Source organism: Cohnella cholangitidis (assembly GCF_014107495.1).
GTDB classification, from domain to species: Bacteria; Bacillota; Bacilli; order Paenibacillales; family Paenibacillaceae; genus Cohnella; species Cohnella cholangitidis.
Genome location: NZ_CP041969.1, coordinates 4,641,073 through 4,664,637 on the forward strand (window position 1 = coordinate 4,641,073; position 23,565 = coordinate 4,664,637).

Here is a 23,565-nt window from a genome sequence, read left to right on the forward strand (position 1 = left end):
GCGATGTTCCTGTACATCATACGCAAGCTTTCATTGAAGCTGCTCCGGCTGAAAAACGTTTTTTTGTTGTTCGGAACGGTCGGGTTCGTGTTGCTTAGCGCTTCTATTATTTATTTAATAGAGCCGGCAACGTTCAAAGAACGCTGGTTCAACGCTTTGTACTGGGTAATGACCACGATCGCGACGGTCGGTTACGGCGACTTCTATCCGACTACCGTTGCCGGCAAAATATTCGCTATCTTCCTGTTCGTGTTCGGAATCGGCTTGCTCAGCTTGGTCATCGGCAAGATTATCGATTATTTCGTGGAGATTCACCGCAAGAGGGAGGCCGGTCTGTTGAAATATCAAGGAAACCAGCACATCATTCTCATTAACTGGAGCAAAAAAACGAAGCTGGCCGTAGAGGAAATCCTATCGACCGACGAGGATATGGAGATCGTGATCATCGACGAGTCCGACAAGCATCCGTTCGACCACCCCAAAGTGCATTTCGTCAGCGGCGATCCGACATCGGTGGAAACGTTGGAGAATGCCTCCATCCATCAAGCGCGGGCGGCCATCATTTTCTCGGACTCCCGGATCGACGATTCGTCTCTCGTAGACGGGAAGTCGCTTCTGATCGCATCGAGCATCGAGAAACATGCCCCCGAAGTACATACGACGGTTGAGATCGTATTGGAAAAACACATCCAAAACTTCCGCCACGTGCGAGTGAACGAGTTCGTGTTATCGTATGACGCGGTGTCCCGATTAGCGGTAAGGGCCGCCTTGCATGAAGGCAATATCGATATCTACACCCAACTGCTTAGCCGCCAGGACGGCCAGGATATGTTCGCGATCACCGCGGACCAAGCTTGGAAAACTTACGGAAACGCTTTTCAGGCGCTCTTGCTTAAGGGCGCAACGTTAATCGCCGACGGCAGCGACATGGGCATTAACCGCCGGCTGAATGATCTGATTCCGCCTGACGCGAAGCTATACGTCATTGCCGATAAACAGACGATAAGCTCGCTACGCAAAGAGGGGAGATGACGTTGAGGGATGCTTCATCTTGATTATCGGGAATGGTCCGAGGCGTTAGGCCGCGTGGAACAGGGGCTCCTGGACATTCATGTTTCGCCGGAGGAGTTGTTTATGCGCAAGCTCGTTAACGCAACCGTGATCCGCAACCGGATGTTCGAGCATACGTCTAACGAGTCGGAAAACAACCGCGAGCACACGATCTACGCGAAGCCCTTCCGTGACCATGAGGTGGACACCTTCGGACCGGCGATTTGGAAGAGCGCATTCGAATTCGTAGACGTGTCCCGCACTTTCGAACCCGTATTTTGCGTTTGGCATAACGGCGATTTCGTCGTGAAGCAGATGATGTACGGGATCGCGCAGCCGATGGATATCGCCCGGCTCTTGTTGGACCATTATCTGATCGAATACGGAAGAACGTATGAAGTGCTCTATACTTTGCTAGACCACGAGAGAAAAAAGGTGCTGTTTTTCTTGAAAGAGGTGATGGAATAAATGACGCAAGAAGAGAAGAAACGGCTCAAATACAAACCTGGCAAGCTGGCCGCGTTGACGTTGCTATTGACGGTGCCGGTCATGATGACCGGATGCGGCCAATTGTCTTCGAACGACGAATGCGACCCGGATTACGAGGAATGCGTATACGACGATGACGACGGAGTGTACGTATACAGCAGCGGCTCCAAGAAAAAATACAAGACGAGCTCGAGCGGCTCTTCGTCCAAGTCCTACAGCGGTTTCGGCAGCGGCGGGAAAAGCAGCTCCGGGGGTTGATCGGATATGCGTAAAATGCACCACCTAGAGCTTACGCACGACGAAGTGTTCCGGGAAGAGATAGCGGACGCGATTCCTTATCATCGCATGTACGGCAAGGAATATTGTTTGCCATCCTTCATGCTCTATACGCGGGAAGAGGCAGCAAGAATCGCGACAGCGGCGCAAAGGGTAAACGAGATCTATGAGAAGGCGCTTCGGTTCGCGCAACGGTATTTGCCGGACGATTTTTTCGAGCGGTTTCTAGGGATCCCGGCTCCACTTATCTCGCCCGCGCGCGTAGAAGTTCCTTATCACGGGGTGTCGCGACAGGACTGGATATTGAACGGCGATCAAATGAAATGCATCGAGAACAATAGCGATACGCCATCCGGAATACCGGAAGCGGCATGGCTGGCCGGGGCTTTGATCGGCCGATACTCAAGCTTCGGCAATCCGTCCGAGGGGATGCGCGCCGCGATTCAAGACGCATTCCGGCTATTGCTCGACGATTGCCGCCAGAGGGGCTTAACGGGTACGATAGCCTTCAGTTGTTACGACTGGCATGTGGAAGATAGGACGAACACGTTGTATGTGATGGAAGCCGTCCGCGAGCTGGGCTACGATGTCGCGTATGTCCCGTTGGAGAAGCTGGAAGTCGTGCCGGATGATGGGTTATATTGCGACGGGACGCGGATCGAAGTGCTGTATCGTCTGTACCCGCTGGAGTATCTCGTGCACGATAGGGAAGAAGCATCGGACTATCCGATCGGCGAAGAGTTGCTCCGTCTGGTCGGACAAGGAAAGTTAGGCTTGATTAATCCCGTGCAAAGCATCATTACGCAAAGCAAAGGATTCATGGCGCTGATCTGGTCGTTATACGAGAGAAACCATCTGACGGAAGAAGCGGTCGGATTTAAGCTGTTCAGCACGGAACAATGCGAATGGATCGAAAGCTATTTGCTTCCTACCTATTATGAGAAATCCGTATTCGAAGCAACCGGCTCGCCGTATGTTTCCAAAGGATATTGGGGGCGCGAGGGCAAAGGGGTTACTCTATTCGACTCCGGAGGGGACATATCGAGCGCTCCGGGTTGGAAAGAGGATGAAGACTCCGAGGTTCGCGAGTATTACGAAAACCAGCCGAAGATCTATCAGCTAAGATGCGAAATGGAAGACGCGGAGGTGCCGACCGAGAACGGCAATTATTCCGGCTTCGTGTTAACGGGCGCCTACGTTATAGGCGGACGATTCGCCGGTATACTGCCTCGGATCGGGGAGGCCGTTACAGGGGACATGGCTTATTATTGCCCTGCTGCTATTGAGACGAAGGAGGAATCGTAAATGGATAATTTGGTTGAGGATTTGTTGAATGTAGCGATCGGATTAGGTATTTTGCTTGTGGTGCTGGTCGTGGGCGCATTCGTTTTCAGCAAGCTGACTAAGTTCAACGACTCGGAGGAAATCAACAAAGGCAATCAAGCGGCGGGGATGTACTTCGGAAGCAAGCTGCTCGGCTTGTGCATTATCGTAGCCATGGTATCCTATAGCTCGGATTCCTGGGCGGAGATGCTGGTATGGTCCGGAATCGGCATCGTCGTGCTTTGCTTGGTCTATGTCATATTCGATTTGCTCACTCCGAAATTCAAAGTGTGCGAACAGATCGCAAACGGAAATATGGCCATTGCGCAGTTGCTGCGCTCGATCATCATAGGCGTATCTATCGTGATAGGTACGTTCTTGATGTAAGCTTAGCAGAGGCAACCCGATCCAAGAGTATTCTGGGATCGGGTTTTTTGCGCCAAGGTGACGAATCGTGGCTTTTCTCCCCTTGGAATATGATATAATCTGTAGATAGTCATGATTAGCTTCAGGAGGTGCGGGCAAGACCCTGCCATGAGAAAAATTTATATTTTCGACACGACGCTTCGGGATGGAGAACAGTCTCCCGGCGTAAACTTGAACACGCAAGAAAAAGTAGAAATCGCCCTGCAGTTGGAGAAATTGGGCGTTGATCGGATCGAGGCAGGTTTCCCTGCGGCGTCTCCGGGAGATCTGGCTGCCGTTAACGCGGTAGCTAGAGCGGTTAAGAACGCGACCGTCATCGGACTTGCCCGTTCGCGGGAACAAGATGTAGACGCAGTCGTAGAGGCGCTTAAAGGCGCGAAAAATCCCGGTATCCACCTGTTTCTCGCGACGTCGCCGATCCACCGCAAGCATAAGCTGCGGATGGAGAAGGAACAAGTATTGGAGACGGCAGACCGAGTTATTCGCTATGCGAAACAGTTTTTCGATAAAATCGAGTTTTCTCCGGAAGATGCAGGACGCACGGAATTGGATTTCCTTTGCGAAGTAACGGAGATGGCGATCAAAGCCGGAGCTACCGTCGTGAATATCCCGGATACGGTCGGCTATTTGACGCCTTACGAATTCGGAAATATATTCAAAACCTTAAAAGAAAAAGTGCCTAGCATCGATACGATCCAGTTGTCCGCTCATTGCCACGACGATCTGGGAATGGCTACCGCCAACGCTCTGGCGGCCATTCTTAACGGAGCGGATCAAATCGAAGGAACGATTAACGGAATCGGCGAACGCGCAGGCAATACTTCTTTGGAAGAAGTGGCGTTGACGCTCGAGACGAGAGCGGAATATTTTCAAGCGAAAACCTCTCTTAATCTTAAGGAAATCGCGAGAACGAGCCGTCTTGTCAGCAAGCTGACGGGAATGGTCGTTCCGGGAAATAAAGCGATCGTAGGCGCGAACGCGTTCGCTCATGAATCGGGCATCCATCAGGACGGCATGTTGAAGGAGAAATCGACTTACGAGATCATTTCTCCCGAAACGATCGGACTTAAAGACAGCAAACTCGTGCTCGGCAAGCATTCCGGTCGTCACGCCTTCCGCGAGAAGCTCGTTGATCTTGGATACGAGCAACTAACGGAAGATCAAGTCAACGCGGCATTTGGCAAATTCAAGGATTTGGCCGATCGCAAGAAGAACGTAAGCGACGAAGACATTCGGGCGCTGCTCGAAGAGAAGATCATCGAGACGCCGGAAGTATTCGCGCTCGAACAGCTTGTCGTTTCCTTTGACAGCCACGCAACTCCGACTGCAACCGTAACGCTTAAGACGCAGAAGGGTATCGTGAAGCACGAGTCCGAAGGCAATGGCTCCGTAGACGCGATCTATCATGCGATCGATGCGCTTACCGGCGAAGCCGTAGAGCTGGACGATTATACGATCAAATCCGTAACGGACGGAACGGATGCGCTAGGCGAAGTTCATGTCGTGCTTAAACAAGACGATTCAACCGCCCACGGACGCGGAGTAAGCACGGATATTCTGGAAGCGAGCGCCCGCGCGTACGTAGACGCCTTGAACAGGCTCATCGACAAGCGCAACGCTCCTGCCCGCAATCGTCGCGATAACGTCACGTTGATCTAAGAAATGGGGATCGTTGGATGAACTATCAATTTTCGAAGAGACTGGGTACGTTCTCATCGTCGGCCGTTCGCGAAATTCTGAAGCTGACGCAAAAAAAATCGATCATCTCGTTCGCGGGCGGATTGCCCGCGGAAGAGCATTTCCCGGTCGCCGCGATCGGAGAAGCTTTCGAGAGGGTGCTCGCAGCAGGAAATAAGGCGTTGCAATACGGATTAACCGAAGGTTATTTACCGCTTCGCGAGAGCATCTGCAAGTGGATGGTACGCAAAGGGGTAACGGTTACTCCGGACGATATGCTGATTACGACGGGGTCGCAGCAAGCGATCGATTTGCTGACCCGGATTTATATCGACGAGGGCGACGTGATTCTGGTCGAGAAGCCGACCTATCTGTCCGCCTTGCAGGTGTTCCGCTCCTATGGCGCGAAGCTTGTTTCCGTGGATGCGGACGAAGACGGCATGGTGCTTGCGGACTTGGAAGCTAAGCTAAAGCAATACAAGCCCAAGATGGTCTACGTCATTCCTACGTTCTCGAATCCGACCGGCAAAGCATGGAGCTTGGAGCGTCGTCAAGGCGTATTGAAGCTATGCCGGGCAAGCGATGCGCTCATTCTTGAGGACGATCCGTACGGCGAACTGAAATTCGGGGATGCGTCGGTAACTTATCCGTCGCTGTTTTCGTTAGACCAGCATCCGAAAGGCTCGTGCGTCGTGTACACGAGCACTTTCTCCAAAACCGTAGCGCCCGCGTTGCGTACGGGCTGGGTAATGGCCGATCCCGATCTCATCCGTCATATGGCCCGCGCCAAACAAGCGGCTGATTTGCATTCCAGTTCACTCGATCAACAAACGTTGCACCAGCTAATGGAGCATTTCGATCTCGAAGGCCATATCGAGTTCGTTCGCAAGGAGTACGAGAGTCGGATGCGCCAGATGGCCGATCTGCTGCGCGAACAGCAATGGCCGGGAGTCGTCTGGAACGAACCGAAGGGCGGAATGTTCTTCTGGCTCGAGCTGCCGGAGTCTATCGATACGACCGAGCTGCTCAAGACGGCCGTCGACCTGGATGTCGCATTCGTACCGGGTGTCTCCTTCTTCGCGGACAATTCGGGTAAAAACACGATGCGCCTTAACTTTACGCACAATGATTACGAGAGAACGATCATTGGGATGAAACGTCTGAATCAGGCGATGGAGAGCGTATTGGTTAAATAGTCGAAGAAGCGGCGAGCAGGAGGTTGGATCCCTGTTCCGCCGCTTTTTTGGGTTCGGTTAATCGGTGTCCTAACCCCCTATCGCATCAGAACAAGCTACATAGCCTCAGCCTATTAAAGTAATAGCTTTTATCTATTTTGCCTCTCGCGGTCAAATGTACTACAATTGAGAGAGAGTCTCATTGGACAACCTATACCCTAAATTGGAGTGAATCATAATTATGTCAGAAGTTAAAAAAATCGCCGTCATTGCCGGCGACGGAATCGGTCCTGAAGTTGTCGCGGAAGCGGAAAAAGTATTGAAACGCACGGAAGAATTGTTCGGCTACAAATTCGAGCTCGAGCATGGCTTGTTCGGCGGAATCGCCATCGACGAGAGAGGCACTCCGTTGCCGCAAGATACGCTGGAAATGTGCCGTAACGCTGATGCCGTTCTGCTCGGCGCCGTCGGCGGTCCGAAATGGGATAACAATTCCAAAGAGCTTCGTCCGGAAACGGGATTGCTCGGAATCCGTAAAGCGCTCGGATTGTTCTCTAACATCCGTCCTGCCGTCGTGTTCGACTGCTTGAAAGACGCTTCCACTTTGAAACCCGAAGTTCTTGAAGGTACGGATCTGATCGTCGTTCGCGAGCTCACCGGCGGTATTTATTTCGGAGAGAAGTTCCGTCGCGAAGGCGCGCAAGGCGAAGAAGCGGTAGATACTTGCGTATATAACGTTACGGAAATCGAACGTATCGTTCGCCAAGCGTTCGAGGTTGCCCAGAAGCGCAGCAAACGTCTGGCTTCCGTCGACAAAGCGAACGTTCTTGAAACTTCCCGATTGTGGAGAGAAACGGTTAACCGTATCGCTCCCGAGTATGCTGACGTCGAAGTCGAGCACGTGCTCGTAGACAACTGCGCGATGCAATTGCTTCGCCGTCCATCAAGCTTCGACGTTATCGTAACGGAGAACATGTTCGGAGATATCCTAAGCGACGAGGCGGCAATGCTGACAGGTTCGATCGGAATGCTGTCCTCCGCATCGCTCGGCGAAGGCAGCTTCGGGTTGTACGAGCCGGTTCACGGTTCCGCGCCTGACATCGCCGGCCAAGGCATCGCTAACCCGATCGCAACGATCTTGTCCGTTGCGCTTATGTTCCGCCTTACTCTCGGTTACGAAGAAGCGGCTACCGTTATCGAAACGGCCGTTAAGAACGTACTCGATGCCGGACACCGTACTGGCGATATCGCGGTCGATAAGAGCAAAGCGATCGGAACGACGGCAATGGGCGACCTGATCGTTGCCGCAATGAAACGCTAATTATAATAATTCTAAAAAAAGAATCGTTATCATCTTGACTAGCTTGTCCCGGGATGGTACGATTTTTAACGTGAGCAATGAACAGAAAAGCACTGGCGACAAGGTCGGGCTTATAGGAGGTAAATGGCAATGGCAGAGCGTTTGGTAGGTCGTCCGGCACCGGATTTCACTTTGGAAACGGCTAACGGAGACGGTAAAGATTTCGGTAAAGTATCTTTGTCCGATTACCGCGGCAAATGGTTGGTATTGTACTTCTATCCGTTGGATTTCACTTTCGTATGTCCTACGGAAATTACGGCTCTCTCCGAGGCGAACGAAGTATTCAAAGGCTTGAATACGGAAGTTCTCGGCGTCAGCGTAGACAGCAAACACAGCCACCGCGCATGGATCAACACGCCTAAGAACGACAACGGTCTTGGCCAATTGAACCATCCGCTTGGCGCGGACATTACGAAACAAGTCGCGCGCGACTACGGCGTACTGATCGAAGAAGAAGGAATCGCGCTTCGCGGTTTGTTCATCATCGATCCGGACGGCGAATTGAAATACCAAGTCGTTAACCATAACGATGTAGGCCGCAGCGTTGAAGAAACCCTTCGCGTACTGCAAGCTCTGCAATCCGGCGGTTTGTGCCCGATGAACTGGAAAGCGGGCGACAAGCACCTCGTCGCGAAATAATAAACGTCATGAGCGCCTAGCTCCTCGGAACCTCGTTCCGGGGAGTTTTTTGCCCTGTTGGAAAAGAATGGCGGCAGGAATTGTGATCATGGATATAGAATATAGTGAGAAGAATAACAATGCTGATTTGAAGGAGGGAAGGCGATGAGCTTTTGCTGTGGAGCCAGCATGATCGGAACGAAGGGAACGTTAAAACATTACCGCACGCGCATCCATAACGTGCCGATCTTGTTTTGCCCGGTATGCCACCGAATCGAAGTCCATTATCTAGTGGAGAATGAGTACGAAATTCTGGCCGAATATGCACATGGCGACGGAGCATCAGAAGTCGACTTCCATGATTACGTCGATGAATCGGATAAAGCCCTTCACGAGAACTGCGTAAACAACGAAGAGGAAGACCCGATGCAAATCGTGCAGAATCAAATCGATATGTCTCTCGATCTGCTGACGTTCGCCAAGGAAATCGGAGATCAGGATTGGGAGCAGCAATTAAAGAAACGCCTTATCGTCCTAAGCCAAAGACGGCATAAGCTTAAGCTGAAACGAACCCCGGGGGGCACGCTGTAAGCGTTGCGCCGGATAAGCATAGAAACGTGCGAAGACTGCACTTAAGTGGATTTCTTCCGCTTAAGCCAGTCTTTTTGTTTTTTATGGCGGAGGATACCCCCTCAAAAAACGACGAGCATCCGAATGTTATGAATGTGGGGTGAGCGAGTGCTGCTCGTACTTTTCAAAAAATGGTTGAACCTGACTGGCAGAGAGACGCGGGCTTCGAACGAAGAGGTTGCGCCGGAACGCTTAGTCGAGCTAATCCAGAATGGAAACGATGAGCTTCGTAATGAGCTGATTCGTCAGTATCATCCATACTTATTAAAGACAACCAGCCGATTTTTTCGCCGATATATCGATCCGAAGCGGGATGACGCCTATAGCGTGGCGCTAGCCGCTTTCGACGAGGCGATAACCGGATTTTCAGCGGAGGGAGGCAGGTTGTTTTTGGGTTTCGCGGAAACGGTCATTAAACGCAGGCTGATCGATTACGTGAGGCAAGAAAACAGACATGCCTCCACGATCCCATATAGCGCATTCGATACGGATACGGAGGAAACGGCGGGCACGATCAATCGGATTGAAGTCGCCCAGTCTATGGACGCATACCGATTAGAGCGATCCGCGGACGAGCGTAAGCTGGAAATCGCGGCTCTGTCGGAAGAACTGGCGTTGTACGGGGTTACGTTCGATGATTTGGTTACTTCTTCGCCTCGCCATCAGGATTCAAGAGCCGTATTGCTGAGAATGGGAAGAAGGCTTGCTAGCGAGGAATCGATGTTCAGGTTTCTATGCGACAAGAAGCAATTGCCCATCAAGGAATTATGCCAGGCGGAGGCCGTTTCGAGAAAGACCGCCGAGCGCCATCGGAAATATTTAATCGCGGTAAGTTTAATTGCATACGGGACTTATCCGTTTTTACAAGAATACATCGGCATGGATCGCGAAGGAAAGGGGGAACGATCATGAATCGCGGAACGGTAATGGCGTTACATAAAAGATCGGCTGTCGTGCTAACGCCGGATGGTCAGTTCGTCCGGGTAAAAAGACAAGCTCAGTTTGCGGTCGGAGACGAAATTTCCGATTTCCCGATGGAACGGGCCGTTCCCCGGATCCGGCGGCGGTTGCTGCAATCAGGCGCGCTAGTCTCCATGGTTATGGTTGTCTTAATTGGGTTCCTCGTGTTTCGCACGCCGCCTGTCGTAGCCTACGTAACGATGGACATCAATCCGAGCATCGAGCTTGGTTTGGATGCCAAGACAAAGGTTAGGGAGCTAAGAGCGGTTAACGAAGATGCGGAAGCTTTAATCGCAGGGTTGAAATACCGAGGCCGAGACTTAGAGACCGTTATGAACGAGCTTGCCGGCAGGTTGATCGCAAAGCATGTACTGACGATGGACGATCCGGAAATTATGATCGCAAGCGTCCCGGTAAAAGCCATTGAGAAACAATGGGAAAACAACGTGACGGTGAAAATGACGGAGATTCTGAACGAAGCAACGAAGCGGGAACAGCCCGAGCAAATAGGAGAGCTGGAAGTGATGACGGTTTCCGTACCGGCGGAAGTTCGGGAAGAGGCGAACAAGAACGGAGTCTCTTCGGGTAAGATGGCGTTCTGGATGGAATCGGAAAGCCAAGGCCACAAAGTCTCGTTAGAGACGTTAAAGACGAAGTCGTTAAAGGAGATTGCCGCTTCCTGGGGAGGCGTAAATAAAGTAATGGGCAAATACGGGCAAAAGCAATCCGCCAAAGAAAATAAAAACCCTGGCAAAGATCGGGACGAAGTAGGTAAAAAGAACGATAACGGCAAAAAGAATAACAATGGAAAAAAAGAAACGGATGATAAAAGTAAAAAAGAACTAAATCAAAAGGATGATAAACGGCACGGCACGGATAATCGCTGGAAAAAAAACGACGAAGATGACGATAATGACGATGAAGACAGCGACGGGGAAGACAAAAGAGACAACGATAAGAAAGATAAGGATAAGGAAATAGGCAAAGAACATAGAAAAGGCCAAAGAAACGAACAGGATAAAGAGGACAGTAGAAAACGCCAAGAGGATAATAAACAGAACGATCGACATAAGAATGACGAACGTAAAGACTCGAAAGTCGAAGGGGACCGCGGACGCCGTTGACCGAAAATCGTTCGTCATCGATCGACAACTTCTACCGTTGACAGTTATGCTAATTAATGGCTATGATTTGATTAATTTGATCTTTGCCATTGTAACGGCTCTAGCGATGGGGGAATTCTCGAAATGGACGGATGGCGAACACGTTATTTTCCGATTCTGGCCGAGTTTGTTCGAAGCGGTGGACATATCGTTCGTCCGGAGACGAAGGAATTATGGCGTGAACTCAGCGATTTGCCAACGGATGATATTCTGGAGCATCACGAAGAGAGCGTTAAATTTCTGCTTTCCTATGTCGAACCCGAAGATCGGATGACTTTAGTTCACCGGTCTCTTTTGTTTATTACCGAATTGCTAATGTCGTTACGCATGCCGGAAGGGGCGGCGGCTAGGGAAGAAGCCGAAACGGAACGGCTGCTGCTGAGCGCCAGCGCCATACATTCGGCACCGATGGAGGAAGAACACCCGAATAAATTCGAAACGGTGCTCCAACATATGGACAGCGGCGTCGCCCTATTCGACAGCGCCGGGAACTTACGGTTTCTGAACGTTCAAATGTCCAGAATGCTGCAAGCTCCGCGAAGAGCGTTGATCGGCTGCACGCTCTATCAACTCTTTTTTCATGGGAATCTCCAATTATCCATACGTAAAAATTTCTTGAGAATTTACAGAGAAATGGTTCTATATCGCAGATTCCACGGGGAATTCCAAGACGTGAACGGACGGTTCTTGCTCGTGAGCATATCGCAAATCGATGAACTGGGCGGCGATTACCTAATCAGCGTAAAAGACGTATCCGAATACAAACAGATCGAGCAAGCGGCATTTCAGAACGATAAGCTTGCAATGCTAGGCAAAATCGCCGCGGCCATCGCCCACGAAATTCGGAATCCGCTAACTTCTATTAGGGGCTTCATCCAATTATTGAATCCGTATCTTAAAGAAGTCGGCAAACAAGAATACGGTAGAATTATTTTGTCGGAGATCGATCGGGCTAACGACATTATTTTCGAATTTCTGAATTCCTCCAAGCCGTCCGCTCCGATGAAGCAGAAGGTTCTCGTAGGGTTGCTGCTGAAAGAAACGATCATGCTGACGGAAAGCGAAGCCCTGATGAAGGGCTGCGAGATACATAACGAAATTTTCGATCCTTATTTGACGATCGCCGTAGACGTTAAGCAAGTCAAGCAAGTTTTGCTGAATATTATTAAGAATGCGCTGGATGCCATCGGAGAAACCCAAGACGAACGCAGAGGCCGCATCGACATCACCTCTAGGCAGGAGGGCAGTTATGCTTTGATATCGATCAAGGATAATGGTAAAGGCATGCAACGGTCGACCTTGAATCGGCTGTTCGATCCCTTTTTTACGACGAAAGAAGAGGGGACCGGCCTTGGTTTATCTGTAAGTTACCGGATCATCAACAACCATGGCGGGACGATCCACGTAGACAGCCAATTGGACGAAGGAACGGAATTTTTAATTTATTTGCCTTATGTCGAGTAATCGGAGTAGAATCTGGTTAAATCCAGATTTTACTCTTAGGGTGGGACATCAGGTATGTTATGGACGGATTGGTCTCTGAAATGGACGACTAAGGGGCCGAGCTCTAGAGGTTCCCAAGGGTCGGCCGAAATCGTTATCGCGTTGGCGGGTCATCGTGCGGTTAACGAGGACGGCTTGATCCTGCACCCAACGCTGGACCAAGCGTTGAGGGAGCGGGCTCAGCGAGGAATTTACCATGGGAAAACGGGAGAATCCTTACTCTTATCGACGTTCGGCCTTCTCTCGGAGTCTTATGCCCTATATGTGGGGTGCGATCAGGTTCCCTACACTTCCAAAGCGCTTCGGGAAGCGGCGGGAAGCGTTGGAAAGACGTTATTGGAATATCGCATACGGAAGGCCGTCTTTGTCTTGCCTGCGGAGTTCGTTGAATCTCTCGCGGAGCCGGACGTAAGAGCGGCCTCTCAGGCGTTGATGGAAGGATTGCTGTTAGGGCTGTACCGAAGAAACAGCAGGTCCAAACAAGGGAGGGAGCTAGCCGATCTTTCCGAGATTGAATTCGTGCTCGAATCCGAACAACGGACGGACGAGTGGAACGCAGGATTGCAACTAGGGTACGAGACTGCAAACGCGGCGTGCTACGCCCGGGAACTGACGAACGAACCCGCCAATCTGCTTACTCCTGAACGGCTAGCGGACGAAGCGCGATCTCTGGCAAGGAAATATGGGCTTGAGTGTCTCATTTACGACGAGAACGATGCGGCCCAAGAAGGGATGGGCGGACTATTGGCCGTCGGACAAGGAAGCGTTAATCCGCCTCGCATGATCGTCATTCGGCATCGCGGAAATCCGGAATCCTCCGAGACGTTGGGACTTATCGGCAAAGGCGTAACCTTCGACACCGGCGGTATTTCCATTAAGAAAGCGGCCGGCATGGAGGAAATGATCTCCGATATGGGCGGCGCCGCGGCGATCATGGGAGCGATGAGAGCGATCGGAGAGCGCAAGCCTGCGCTGAATGTGGTGGCGGTTATTCCCGCCGCAGAGAATATGCCCTCCGGAAACGCTTATAAACCGGGAGACGTCCTAACAACGTACAGCGGCAAAACCGTCGAGGTTCTGAATACCGATGCCGAAGGAAGGATCGTCTTGGCGGACGGTCTGGCAACGGCGCTTCGGCAAGGCGCGACGAAGCTTATAGACGTAGCGACTCTAACCGGTGCGGTTATGCATGCTTTGGGGGATTTGACGACGGGCGCGTTTACGAACGATGAAGCGATGCTGGAAAGTTTCCTGAAGAGTGCACGTCGAGCAGGGGAGTACGTCTGGCCGCTTCCTACTTATCCGGAATATCAACGGTTGCTCAAAAGCGACGTGGCCGACGTGAAAAACCATGGCGGGTCATGGGCCGGCGCGATCGCCGGAGCATTGTTCGTGAATGCCTTCTCGGAAGCTCGTCCTTGGATCCACTTGGATATAGGAGGAACGGCGTGGATGTGGAGCGACAGGGGTTTCGAGAGCAAAGGCGGAACCGGCGTTATGGTTCGCTCTCTGCTCGAATATATTTGGAGCGAAACGAACAGCCAGAACTGAAGGTAACCGGTACAACATGGGGGAACTGCTTATGAGTAGGTTCATGAGGGGATTTAGGCAAACATTATCGATCGGCAGGCAGTCGGAATCGGAAAATCGCAAAAGCTTGAGGATTTCCCTCATCGAGGGAATACCGGCGAACATTTTGGCTAACCTTCTTGGCGGGCCTCTACAGACCGTCTATTTAACTTATTTGGGATTTACCGCTTTTCATATCGGCTTGGTATTGGCTATACCGCCCTTTGCTCTGCTCATTCAAATCTTTATCGCTTTTGCCATGCAGAAATGGCAGAATCGCAGGTTTTTCGTCGTTCTGTTCGGGGTTGTCCATCGCACTCTCTGGGTGGGTACCGGGCTAATTCCGCTCACCTTTTCGGACGACGCGTGGATTCCGATCTATGTCGCCCTATGGCTCGTCTCTATGATTTCCGGTCAAGCCGGAGGAGTCGTCTGGACGTCCTTGATGGCCGACGTCGTTCCTCCCTCCTTAAGAGGCAAATACTTCGGCATAAGGAATACGGTTCACTGGGCGGTTGTTTGCATTACGCTGCTGGCTGGCGGGCAGATTATGGAATGGTTGCCGGGTCCAAGAGGGTTTACCGTATTGTTCGTTGTAAGCGCTCTATGCGTGATTTGGAACGGTTGGGCGTTATCCCGTTATCCTAATCCGCCCTTCCAACCGTCGGAAAGCGGAGGCTCGCTTAAGTTATTGTTAAGGCCGTTCGCGGATCGGCGGTTCGTGTCGGCGACGCTGTTCATCTCCTTATTTATTTTATTGCAAAATATCGTCATCCCGCTATTCTCCTACGTCATGCTTGAAGTTATGGATTTGAGCACGAGTAAGGTCACTCTTATTATTATGCTTCAGAATCTCGTCATGATGGCAAGCTACTATTACTGGGGCGTGTTGAATAGCAAATATTCTACGAACACGCTGCTCCTATGGACTTTTCCGCTCATTGCGGCGTCATCAGCCGTGTGGGCCGGCATGGCGATCTTACCCGCTATTCTCATCCTGATTATCGTGCACGTTCTGCTTGGGGTCGGCTTTGCCGGGTATAACCTGCTCGTGTTCAATTTCCTGATCGGCGACTCGCCTAAGTCGGAAAGGCCTATGTACGTAGCCGTATTCTCCGCGTTGACGGGAATCGCCGGTTTCATCGGTCCGATCGCGGGCGGCTGGCTGTACGACCAAGCGGCCGACGGCCCGCTGTGGCTGCAGACTTACGGAATCGCGACTTTCGCCGGAGGTGCGCTTCTGGTACTTGCGTTAGTGCTGGCTCCGTTCGTATTTAAGAAGCGCCATCGGTAATAATAGACGTCATTAGGTATGGATAGGAGGAGATTCGGAAATGGAAACTCAAGCTTCGATTAGAGATCGCGTGCCTCCGGGACAACGCCTGACGGATGGATTTCCGGTACTGCATCATGGGGACGTTCCCGTATATCGCGATTTAAGCCAATGGGATTTGAAAATATTCGGTCAAGTCGAGGAGCAAGTAATCATCTCTTTCGAAGAATTCATGAAGCTGCCGCGCCGCGAGTTCGGGAACGACATTCATTGCGTGACGACTTGGTCTAAGCTCGATAACGTGTGGGAAGGCGTTGCCGTTTCCACGGTTATGAAGCGGGTGAAGCTGAAGCCGGAAGCGAAGTACGTGATGCTTCATGCCGAGCAGGGATGGACGACGAACCTTCCGTTGGAAGATTTTCTGCGGGAGACGACGTTCTTCGGGTTGAAGCATAACGGGGCCGACCTAACGCCCGAGCACGGTTATCCGCTCCGAATGGTCGTTCCGCATCTTTATTTCTGGAAGAGCGCCAAATGGCTGCGAGGCATCGAGTTCATGGCTAAAGACAAGCCGGGATTTTGGGAACGCAACGGGTATCATATGTATGGAAATCCGTTCGAGGAACAACGTTACGATTTTGATTAATGGGTTAATATTAGGATGGGAAGAGCGCTGAACGCGCTCTTTTTTTCTCGTATGGATTGACATGAAAATCGGTAGTAACTATAATAGTTACAACGGTGGTGATGCACTTGAAGCAAATTAGCACGCGCTTTTCTATCGCTGTTCATACCCTTTCCCTGATCGCCGTCAGTTCGAATGAATGTACCGGTGACTTCATTGCCGGCAGCGTAAATACGAATCCCGTAGTGATCAGAAGAATTATGGGCATGTTAAAAAAGGCAGGGCTGGTGTCAGTACGCCCCGGGGTGGGAGGCGCTTCTCTACTCAAAGCCCCTGAAGAGATTACACTACTTGATATTTATCAGGCTGTAAACGTGATTGAGGAAAAGCAATTATTCCGTTTTCACGAAGATCCGAACGAGCGATGCCCGGTCGGGCGGAACATCGAGTTGGCTCTCCTATCCGAGTTGAGCGAGGCTCAAGCCGCAATGGAGCACAGGTTGGCGCAAACGACGCTGAGCCAACTCACGGCAAAATTCAAATAAATGAGAGCTCCTTAATAGAGCTTTTATTTTATAAATTAGTTGTAACCAAAATGGTTATAACAAGTTGAATGATAACAACGCTAATTAGGAGGAATAGAAAATGAAAATGTTAGTCACAGGCGCGACGGGGAAATTGGGAACGAAAGTAGTAGAGACGCTATTGAAATCCGTACCGGCTAGCCAGTTGGCCGTCAGTGTCCGCAATCCGGAAAAAGCGCAAGGATTACAAGCTCGCGGAGTTGAAGTCCGCCAAGGAGATTTCGATCATCCGGAAACATTGAACTCTGCTTTTGCGGGTATCGATCGCCTTTTATTGATTTCTGCGGATGGAGATAACGATACAAGAATTCGGCAGCATACGAATGCCGTAGCTGCCGCGCAACGCGCCGGAGTTAAATTTATTGCCTATACGAGCTTGGCCAATGCAAGCGAAAGCGCGATCTTCCTTGCCGAGGTACACCGTTTCACGGAAGAGACAATCGTCAAAACGGGCATACCTTATTCCTTTTTACGCAACAACTGGTACTTGGAGAATGAAATCGCAAGCATTCAAGGCGTGCTGGCAGGCGCTCCTTGGGTAACCTCCGCAGGATCCGGCAAGGTCGGTTGGGCGCTGCAACAAGATTACGCGGAAGCGGCGGCAGCCGTATTGGCGGGCAACGGACACGACAATACGATTTATGAACTTTCGGGTAAACCGTTGACTCAAGATCAACTGGCGTCCGAACTTGGCGCCGTATTAGGCAAGGAAGTATCCGTGCAACACGTTGATGATGCCGCGTATGCCGATATCATGACGGGCGCTGGCGTACCCGATTTCGTCATCCCTATTCTCGTAGGTATCCAGCAAGGCATTCGGGAAGGCACGCTGCAGATCGATAGCAACGATTTCGAAAAGCTGCTCGGCCGTTCGGTAACGCCGATCAGAGAGGCGCTGACTCAAATCGTTAGCGGAATCTCTGGGACAAAATAATTGAAACCGATCGGAAACCGACCTCGCAACATAGATGCGAGGTCGGTTTCAAGCGTAAAAAGGACGGGGTAGAGAGATGACCGGTGTTATATCCAAAGCGATTCATATCGGGCGCAAATGTTGGCGGAGCTGCTAGGAGGCCGAGTCTATCGGCACGCTTGCAAAGAAATCGGATGGCATTCGGTCCGGCTAACGGAAGAACGTCATCCTTGGCTATGCGATTTCCCGGATCAATTTCATTCCTTCCAGTGGCACGGCGACACTTTCGATCTACCTCCGGGAGCGAGATGGCTCGCCCATTCAAAGGCCTGCGCGAATCAAGCGTTCTCCTGTGGAGAGGCCGAACGTGTTATAGGCCTTCAATTCCATCTGGAGACAACGCCCGCCTGCATGGATACGATGCTGGATCTATGGTCGAACGAGCTTCGAAATGAGCGCTACATTCACACGGCGGAACAAATTCGCATAGAATCCTATCGTAGCCAAGAGTCGTATAGGTTGCTTCATCGTCTGTTGGATCGATCGGCAGTTTCTTAGCATTTGACCTCGAGGTTGACAAAATTAACTGTAATGCATATTATTACAGTAAGGGGTTAAACATAGACGACGGCAGTGATAAGTTGCTAATCGTCATTTTTTTAACCTATATGTAATGAAATTGTTTACAGTTTGTGCAGCGTGCTTCATGAGAGGCATTAAATTTGGCGATTGGTGGTGTTAACGATGAAAGTCGAAATCAGCGATTGGGTACAGGCAAAAACGAGAAACGGGGAATTGATTCACGGATTCGTTGAAGCTTTGGATAGTCAACAAGAAATGGCGACCGTCTATACGGTTAAGTCCGATAATGCCGAATCCGTCGGGAAATCCGTCGTCGTGCGCGAGCGTTGGTTGAGAAAACTGCCCGAGTATTCGCCTCAAGATTCCGAGGCGATCCGCAGCTTGATCGATATTGCTTTAATGACAAGAGACGAGCAATGGTTTAGCGAGCTATCCCCAGCACTGTCGACCCTCGCGAACGCCGAGGATGAGCAAACGATCAAGAACGCTATCTCATATTCCCCGATGAGCCGAATGGGCTTCCCGGTATAAAGTCATGATTCAACCGCTGATCTACACGGATCCGGCGGTTTTTTTTGTGCCAGCGCTCGCGGAATGATATCATCTGTACATCGCTTGGCATGGACGCGTCATACCCTGATGCCTTAGAATGTAAGGGTACCCAAATTGGAAAGATGAGGTGTTGGATGTGGAATTAATCGTTACGCCTTCCGCGCTGTCATGCTTCAAAGGGGAATGGGGAATCGGCATCGATGAAACGATACGCGTATTCGTCCGTTACGTAAGCGGAGGAGAGGTGCCGTTCGCTTTCGGCATTACAAGGGACACCCCTCTTGACGCTGCGGTCACGACGGTAGCGGATCGGATTACTTTCTACATGGAGAGCAAGGACGTATGGTTCCTAGAAGGAAAGAGCTTAAAAATCGATTGCTTGGATGAAGAAATCGTTTTTCATTTCGCTTGATCGGCAGCGGAGAAGCGTTCGGATAACCTTCGGTCAATCGAACAGTTGCAATAGTGGTAGCAAAGAGCTAAGGTTTGATGTAAACTAATAATCATTATGTTTCGACACTGAACACGCAAGACGTGAAAAAGGAGATTTAACCGACATGACGGTACATAACCAGACGAATCATTGCAAGATCGTTGACTGCACCATTCGCGACGGAGGCCTTGTTAATAACTGGGATTTCAGCGTTGAGTTCGTGCAGGATTTGTACGAATCGTTAAACGCTTCAGGCGTAGAGTACATGGAAATCGGCTACAAAAACTCCCCTAAGCTTCTGAAAAGCGAAGGTACGGAGGGACCGTGGAGATTCCTGGACGACGATTTCCTTCGCAAAGTCATTAAGGAAAAGAAAAGAACGAAGCTATCCGCGTTAGTCGACGTTGGACGCGTTGACGAAGCCGACGTATTGCTGCGCAGCGATTCCATGCTGGACTTGATCCGCGTCGCTTGTTACGCGCGCGATACCGCCAAAGCGATCGAGCTCGCTACGTTGTTCCATGAGCGCGGTTACGAGACGACGATCAACATCATGGCTCTTTCCGGCGTAATGGATAACGAGTTGAATGAAGCTTTGGCGATGATCAACGAGAGCCCGATCGATGTCGTATACATCGTCGATTCTTTCGGAAGTTTGGATCCCGACGATATGCGTTACCTGGTGGAGAAATTCCGCCGCGCCTTGAAGAACAAACGCTTGGGCGTCCATACTCACAATAACCTGCAGCTGGCGTTCGCTAACACGCTGACCGCCGCTCAATTAGGCGTCGAGTTTTTGGATGCTTCCGTCTACGGAATGGGCCGCGCCGCAGGGAATACGCCAACCGAATTGCTGCTCGCCAAGCTTACTCGTCCGGAATACCATCTTCGTCCGGTGCTCGGCATGATCGAGAAGCATATGATCAAGCTTCGCGAAAAGGAAGAATGGGGATACCTCATTCCGGACATGATCACGGGAACGTTGGATGAGCATCCGCGCTCGGCCATGGGCTGGAGAGCTTCGGATAAACGCGACCAATTCACCGAGTTCTACGATAAGATGACAACACCGGAAGTGTTTCACAAATAAACTTCACATTGCTCAAGGAGCCGGCAACGAGTCTATAGGACTCGGCCGGCTCCTTTGCGTCATGCCCACGAGAAAATTCTTCTCGACAAAATTCGCTCTTTGGGATATCGTCTTGTAAAAAGATGGTATTTCGAGGAGGGGGACGCGATGGAGGATAGTCTGTTCATGGCAACGGAACAAGACGAGCTGTCCAGGGAAACCGAACGCCGCATTCAATTGGTCGCGCGGCTTAAGAGCCGCAAGCGCTTTCCGCATTTAATGCCCGATCAAGCATGGCATCCCGGTTTGGACGTCAGAATCGCCGCGCTATCGGAAGATCTGCTCGCAGATGGACGACCTGACGGCGAATCGTCGGCGCGGGCTTGGAAGGCAACGCTTCACTTATTGAACGATAGCCTAAATGCGGCGCACGAGATAGTCGAGCACATGGATACTCCGACAGGCGCCGTCTTGCATGGTATCGTGCACAGGCGGGAGGGCGACTTCGATAACGCGAAATATTGGTTTCATGTCGCCGGCGACCATCCCGCGTATCACGGTTTGCAGACCAGGGCCGCTAGCTTCCTTAGGGAGCAATCGATTCCTCGCGGACCGCTTAAGGAAGCCTTATCCCAAATCGCATCGCAAGGCAGTTGGAATCCCTACTTATTCGTGAACGCGGTTGCCATACAATTGAACCATATTGACGAAGAGGAAACTCTCCGTCTGCTTGAGGCCATCCAACAGCTGGAGTTGGAGGCGTTCATGCGTTTCCTAGAAGGCAGAATCGCCGCGAACGTCCGGGAAGCGGAAGATTTCGACGAACGATAGAGTTATTTCCGATCCGATCGGTTACGGAAAGGCCACCAATTCGCTTCGCCGAGCAGGAAAGCGAAGGCCGGGACGATCAAAGCCATGAATATCGTCGCATATAACAACAACCCGATTAAGGTTCCTATTCCAATCTGCACGAGCGTATTTACGCCGGAGAAACTGAGCGCGCCGAACGTTCCCGCCATGATAACGGCTGCGGAGGCGATGATTCCTCCCGTTGTTCTCATCGCTTTGGCCATCGCTGGCGCAACATCGCCCGGGCGATGCTCTTCCTTGAATCGAGCCATGAGGAAGATGCTGTAATCGACTCCGAGCGCCACGATGATCAGGAAGATAAAGAAGCTAACCGTCCACGAAAGACCGGAATACCCCAATACTTCCACGAACACAAACTCCAAAATCCCCATCGTAACGAGATAATTGAAACCCAACGAGAGCAGGACGTACAAAGGCGCTAGTAAGGAACGAAGAAGAAGGATCAAGACGATCGCGATCCCAACTAGCACGAACAGACTCGTCCGGACAAAATCCCGGTAGGAAATGTCGCTAAGTTCATTGTATTTGGCCGAAACCCCGGTTAAATAAAAGTTCGGATTCGAGAGAGACGTCGCATGGACGCTGTCGCGGATATGATCCGCGATGAGCGGCATGGACTGCATGGCTTCGTTCGAATAAGGGTTCGTGTCCAGTATGAGTTCGATTTTCGTCGTAAGCCCGTCCGGAGAAATATAGAAGTCCAATGCTTGCCGGTTAGCTTCCGACTGCTCGCTCGTTGGCGATTCCCCGTTGGGATTCGAGATGCGCTGAAGACCGTTGAACTGGGACAGGATAAGCTTGGTTATGCCGTTCCCGAGATCGCGGATAGACGGGACGATCCCGATAAGTCCTTGACTTAAGGGGGCGGCTCCCATTGCTATGGATTTCAGCCCTTCGACCAACGCTTGCTGATCCTTCATAATGGAAACGATAATTTCGTCGACATTCGGCTTCCGCAACTGTCCGGGCACGGTTAATTGCTCCGGCTTGCGTCCGAGCGGGCGTACCGCGCTGCGAACCTCTTTTACGTTAGGTGCGCGGGTAAGATCGGAGCTTATCTGCTCAAGAGCAGCCAATCCGGATTTCGTACGCATGGATTGACCCGCCGTTACCGCCACCGTTACCGGGAATACTTCTCCAGCGCTAAAGGTTCGCTCGACTTGCCGAAATCCGATTATGGAATCGGATCGAGGATTGATCTCCGAAATATCGTCGAACGAACGTTTGTCATGGAAAAGCAAGGTTAAGGGCGCGACAAGAACGATGGTGGCCAGTAGTACGAGCCCTGACCGCTTGGACGTCAGCGAGGCGAGTTTGCCCCACAGCCAGGAATCCCGATGTTTCCGTATTTCCTCCAGAGGATAGGGCCAGAAAACATTTTTGCCGAACGTAATGAGCAGTGCGGGCGTCAGCGTTAGGGCCGCTGCGATCGCTACCAGCATTCCGATGGCTACGCCGACCGCGGAACGATACAAGCCGAACTCCGCGAAGCCGATAAGGAGAAAAGCCGCTAGGACGGTGCAAGCGGAGTAAACGATCGTTTTCCCCACGCCGTTCATCGTTCGCGCGATGGCGCTAAGCACGTTTCCGTCGTTACCCGTTCGAAGCTCCTCGCGATATCTTTGGATCATGAGCATGCAATAGTCCGTACCAGCGCCGAACAAAACGGCGATAAGGAACGACTCGGTGAAATGGGACACCGGTATGCCGAACTGCGAGAACCAGCTAATCAGCCCCCGTGAAATGACGTAGCTGACTCCGATCGTCAGTAAAGGAATGATTGGAGTCGCGGGGGAGCGGAACACGAGAAGCAGGATGAGCAGCACGATACCGATCGTGATGATTTCGGTCCGTCGCAAGCCGCTTTCCGACGTTTGTTGGAAATCCTGGGAGAGAGGAGCGTTTCCCGTCAACACGGCGGAGGTTCCCTCCGGGGCTCCCGCTAGCAGTTGTTTAAGTTTGTTTAATGTTATTCTCGTAGCATCCTGAAAATCCGCATACGGGAGATTTATGACGGCGAGCAGAGTCGAGCCGTCTTTGCTGAGCAATCTCTCGGCCAGTTCCGGTTCCGATTGCGCTGACAATACGCTTGCGATCATAAGCTCTTGTTTGCGAGATTCTATCCGAGCAAGCAAATCGTTCATCCATTGTATATCTTCTTCCGATAGTTTTTCCGGCCTGGAGAAAACAATGACCGCGTTGGACAGCGAGCGCGAAGAAGGATTGATCTCTTGCAAGAGACGGGTTGCCCGTACGGAGTCCGCGTCGGTTGGCAGAAACTTCTGTTCCGTCTGCCGAACGACGGCTTGCAAGTCCGGTAATACGAATAAGGAGAGGGAAGCCAGAACTAGCCAAGACGCGATGACGACCCATCGCAGTTTGGCGATCCGGCTTATCCATTTATCCATGTTTCACCTCTACCTCCTACACGATATGTCTGGATTC

24 protein-coding genes are annotated in these 23,565 nt (G+C 51.3%); 23 read left to right on the top strand and 1 reads right to left on the bottom strand.

All coding sequences use genetic code 11. The annotated features are described in order from the left end of the window. Positions 1-3: 3 nt before the first annotated feature. From FPL14_RS21405 to FPL14_RS21515, 23 genes are all read left to right on the top strand, one after another. Positions 4-1,032, top strand: coding sequence for a potassium channel family protein (locus tag FPL14_RS21405; protein WP_324617832.1), 1,029 nt, complete (start codon positions 4-6; stop codon positions 1,030-1,032). Positions 1,033-1,041: 9 nt separating this feature from the next. Beyond that, positions 1,042-1,518: a hypothetical protein gene (locus FPL14_RS21410; RefSeq protein WP_182299662.1), complete on the top strand. Its 477-nt coding sequence runs from the start codon at positions 1,042-1,044 to the stop codon at positions 1,516-1,518. Further along, positions 1,519-1,797 (top strand): hypothetical protein, encoded by a 279-nt coding sequence (locus FPL14_RS21415; protein WP_182299663.1) that lies wholly within the window; start codon positions 1,519-1,521, stop codon positions 1,795-1,797. It begins immediately after the preceding gene. A 6-nt stretch (positions 1,798-1,803) separates the two neighbouring features. After that, positions 1,804-3,120, top strand: coding sequence for a glutathionylspermidine synthase family protein (locus FPL14_RS21420; protein WP_182299664.1), 1,317 nt, complete (start codon positions 1,804-1,806; stop codon positions 3,118-3,120). Continuing rightward, positions 3,121-3,525 carry a DUF350 domain-containing protein gene (locus FPL14_RS21425; RefSeq protein WP_182299665.1) on the top strand — a complete coding sequence of 135 codons (405 nt, stop codon included), beginning with the start codon at positions 3,121-3,123 and terminating at the stop codon, positions 3,523-3,525. A 147-nt stretch (positions 3,526-3,672) separates the two neighbouring features. Further along, entirely contained in the window at positions 3,673-5,223 is a 1,551-nt protein-coding gene (locus FPL14_RS21430; RefSeq protein ID WP_182299666.1) for a 2-isopropylmalate synthase, read from the top strand. Positions 5,224-5,240: 17 nt separating this feature from the next. Further along, positions 5,241-6,437: an aminotransferase-like domain-containing protein gene (locus FPL14_RS21435; RefSeq protein ID WP_182299667.1), complete on the top strand. Its 1,197-nt coding sequence runs from the start codon at positions 5,241-5,243 to the stop codon at positions 6,435-6,437. Between the two features lie 220 nt (positions 6,438-6,657). After that, positions 6,658-7,737 carry a 3-isopropylmalate dehydrogenase gene (gene leuB, locus FPL14_RS21440; protein ID WP_182299668.1) on the top strand — a complete coding sequence of 360 codons (1,080 nt, stop codon included), beginning with the start codon at positions 6,658-6,660 and terminating at the stop codon, positions 7,735-7,737. Between the two features lie 129 nt (positions 7,738-7,866). Further along, positions 7,867-8,415 carry a peroxiredoxin gene (locus tag FPL14_RS21445; RefSeq protein WP_182299669.1) on the top strand — a complete coding sequence of 183 codons (549 nt, stop codon included), beginning with the start codon at positions 7,867-7,869 and terminating at the stop codon, positions 8,413-8,415. 144 nt (positions 8,416-8,559) lie between these two features. Then, a complete protein-coding gene (locus FPL14_RS21450; protein WP_182299670.1) occupies positions 8,560-8,985 on the top strand; it encodes a hypothetical protein in 426 nt (141 codons plus the stop codon). 147 nt (positions 8,986-9,132) lie between these two features. Further along, on the top strand, positions 9,133-9,936 hold the full coding sequence (gene sigI, locus FPL14_RS21455) for an RNA polymerase sigma-I factor (protein ID WP_182299671.1): 804 nt from the start codon (positions 9,133-9,135) through the stop codon (positions 9,934-9,936). Then, entirely contained in the window at positions 9,933-11,108 is a 1,176-nt protein-coding gene (locus FPL14_RS21460) for an anti-sigma factor domain-containing protein (protein ID WP_182299672.1), read from the top strand. The genes sigI and FPL14_RS21460 overlap by 4 nt, the downstream gene beginning before the upstream one ends. Before the next feature lie 123 nt (positions 11,109-11,231). Then, on the top strand, positions 11,232-12,611 hold the full coding sequence (locus FPL14_RS21465; RefSeq protein ID WP_182299673.1) for an ATP-binding protein: 1,380 nt from the start codon (positions 11,232-11,234) through the stop codon (positions 12,609-12,611). 54 nt (positions 12,612-12,665) lie between these two features. Then, positions 12,666-14,201, top strand: coding sequence for a leucyl aminopeptidase (locus FPL14_RS21470; RefSeq protein WP_182299674.1), 1,536 nt, complete (start codon positions 12,666-12,668; stop codon positions 14,199-14,201). A gap of 31 nt (positions 14,202-14,232) precedes the next feature. After that, on the top strand, positions 14,233-15,513 hold the full coding sequence (locus FPL14_RS21475) for an MFS transporter (protein ID WP_229263609.1): 1,281 nt from the start codon (positions 14,233-14,235) through the stop codon (positions 15,511-15,513). A gap of 40 nt (positions 15,514-15,553) precedes the next feature. Further along, on the top strand, positions 15,554-16,138 hold the full coding sequence (locus tag FPL14_RS21480) for a sulfite oxidase-like oxidoreductase (RefSeq protein ID WP_182299675.1): 585 nt from the start codon (positions 15,554-15,556) through the stop codon (positions 16,136-16,138). Positions 16,139-16,245: 107 nt separating this feature from the next. Beyond that, a complete protein-coding gene (locus FPL14_RS21485; protein WP_182299676.1) occupies positions 16,246-16,662 on the top strand; it encodes an Rrf2 family transcriptional regulator in 417 nt (138 codons plus the stop codon). A 100-nt stretch (positions 16,663-16,762) separates the two neighbouring features. Then, positions 16,763-17,635 carry an SDR family oxidoreductase gene (locus tag FPL14_RS21490; protein WP_182299677.1) on the top strand — a complete coding sequence of 291 codons (873 nt, stop codon included), beginning with the start codon at positions 16,763-16,765 and terminating at the stop codon, positions 17,633-17,635. A gap of 117 nt (positions 17,636-17,752) precedes the next feature. Beyond that, entirely contained in the window at positions 17,753-18,172 is a 420-nt protein-coding gene (locus FPL14_RS21495) for a type 1 glutamine amidotransferase (protein ID WP_182299678.1), read from the top strand. Between the two features lie 186 nt (positions 18,173-18,358). After that, positions 18,359-18,727 (top strand): hypothetical protein, encoded by a 369-nt coding sequence (locus FPL14_RS21500; protein WP_182299679.1) that lies wholly within the window; start codon positions 18,359-18,361, stop codon positions 18,725-18,727. Positions 18,728-18,884: 157 nt separating this feature from the next. Next, a complete protein-coding gene (locus FPL14_RS21505) occupies positions 18,885-19,160 on the top strand; it encodes a HesB/YadR/YfhF family protein (RefSeq protein ID WP_182299680.1) in 276 nt (91 codons plus the stop codon). Between the two features lie 145 nt (positions 19,161-19,305). After that, positions 19,306-20,271 carry an aldolase catalytic domain-containing protein gene (locus FPL14_RS21510; protein WP_182299681.1) on the top strand — a complete coding sequence of 322 codons (966 nt, stop codon included), beginning with the start codon at positions 19,306-19,308 and terminating at the stop codon, positions 20,269-20,271. A gap of 147 nt (positions 20,272-20,418) precedes the next feature. Further along, positions 20,419-21,081: a hypothetical protein gene (locus tag FPL14_RS21515; protein ID WP_182299682.1), complete on the top strand. Its 663-nt coding sequence runs from the start codon at positions 20,419-20,421 to the stop codon at positions 21,079-21,081. Between the two features lie 2 nt (positions 21,082-21,083). Here FPL14_RS21515 and FPL14_RS21520 read toward each other — a convergent pair whose 3' ends face one another. Then, positions 21,084-23,528, bottom strand: a complete 2,445-nt coding sequence (locus FPL14_RS21520) for an MMPL family transporter (RefSeq protein ID WP_182299683.1) — start codon at positions 23,526-23,528, stop codon at positions 21,084-21,086. Positions 23,529-23,565 lie beyond the last annotated feature (37 nt).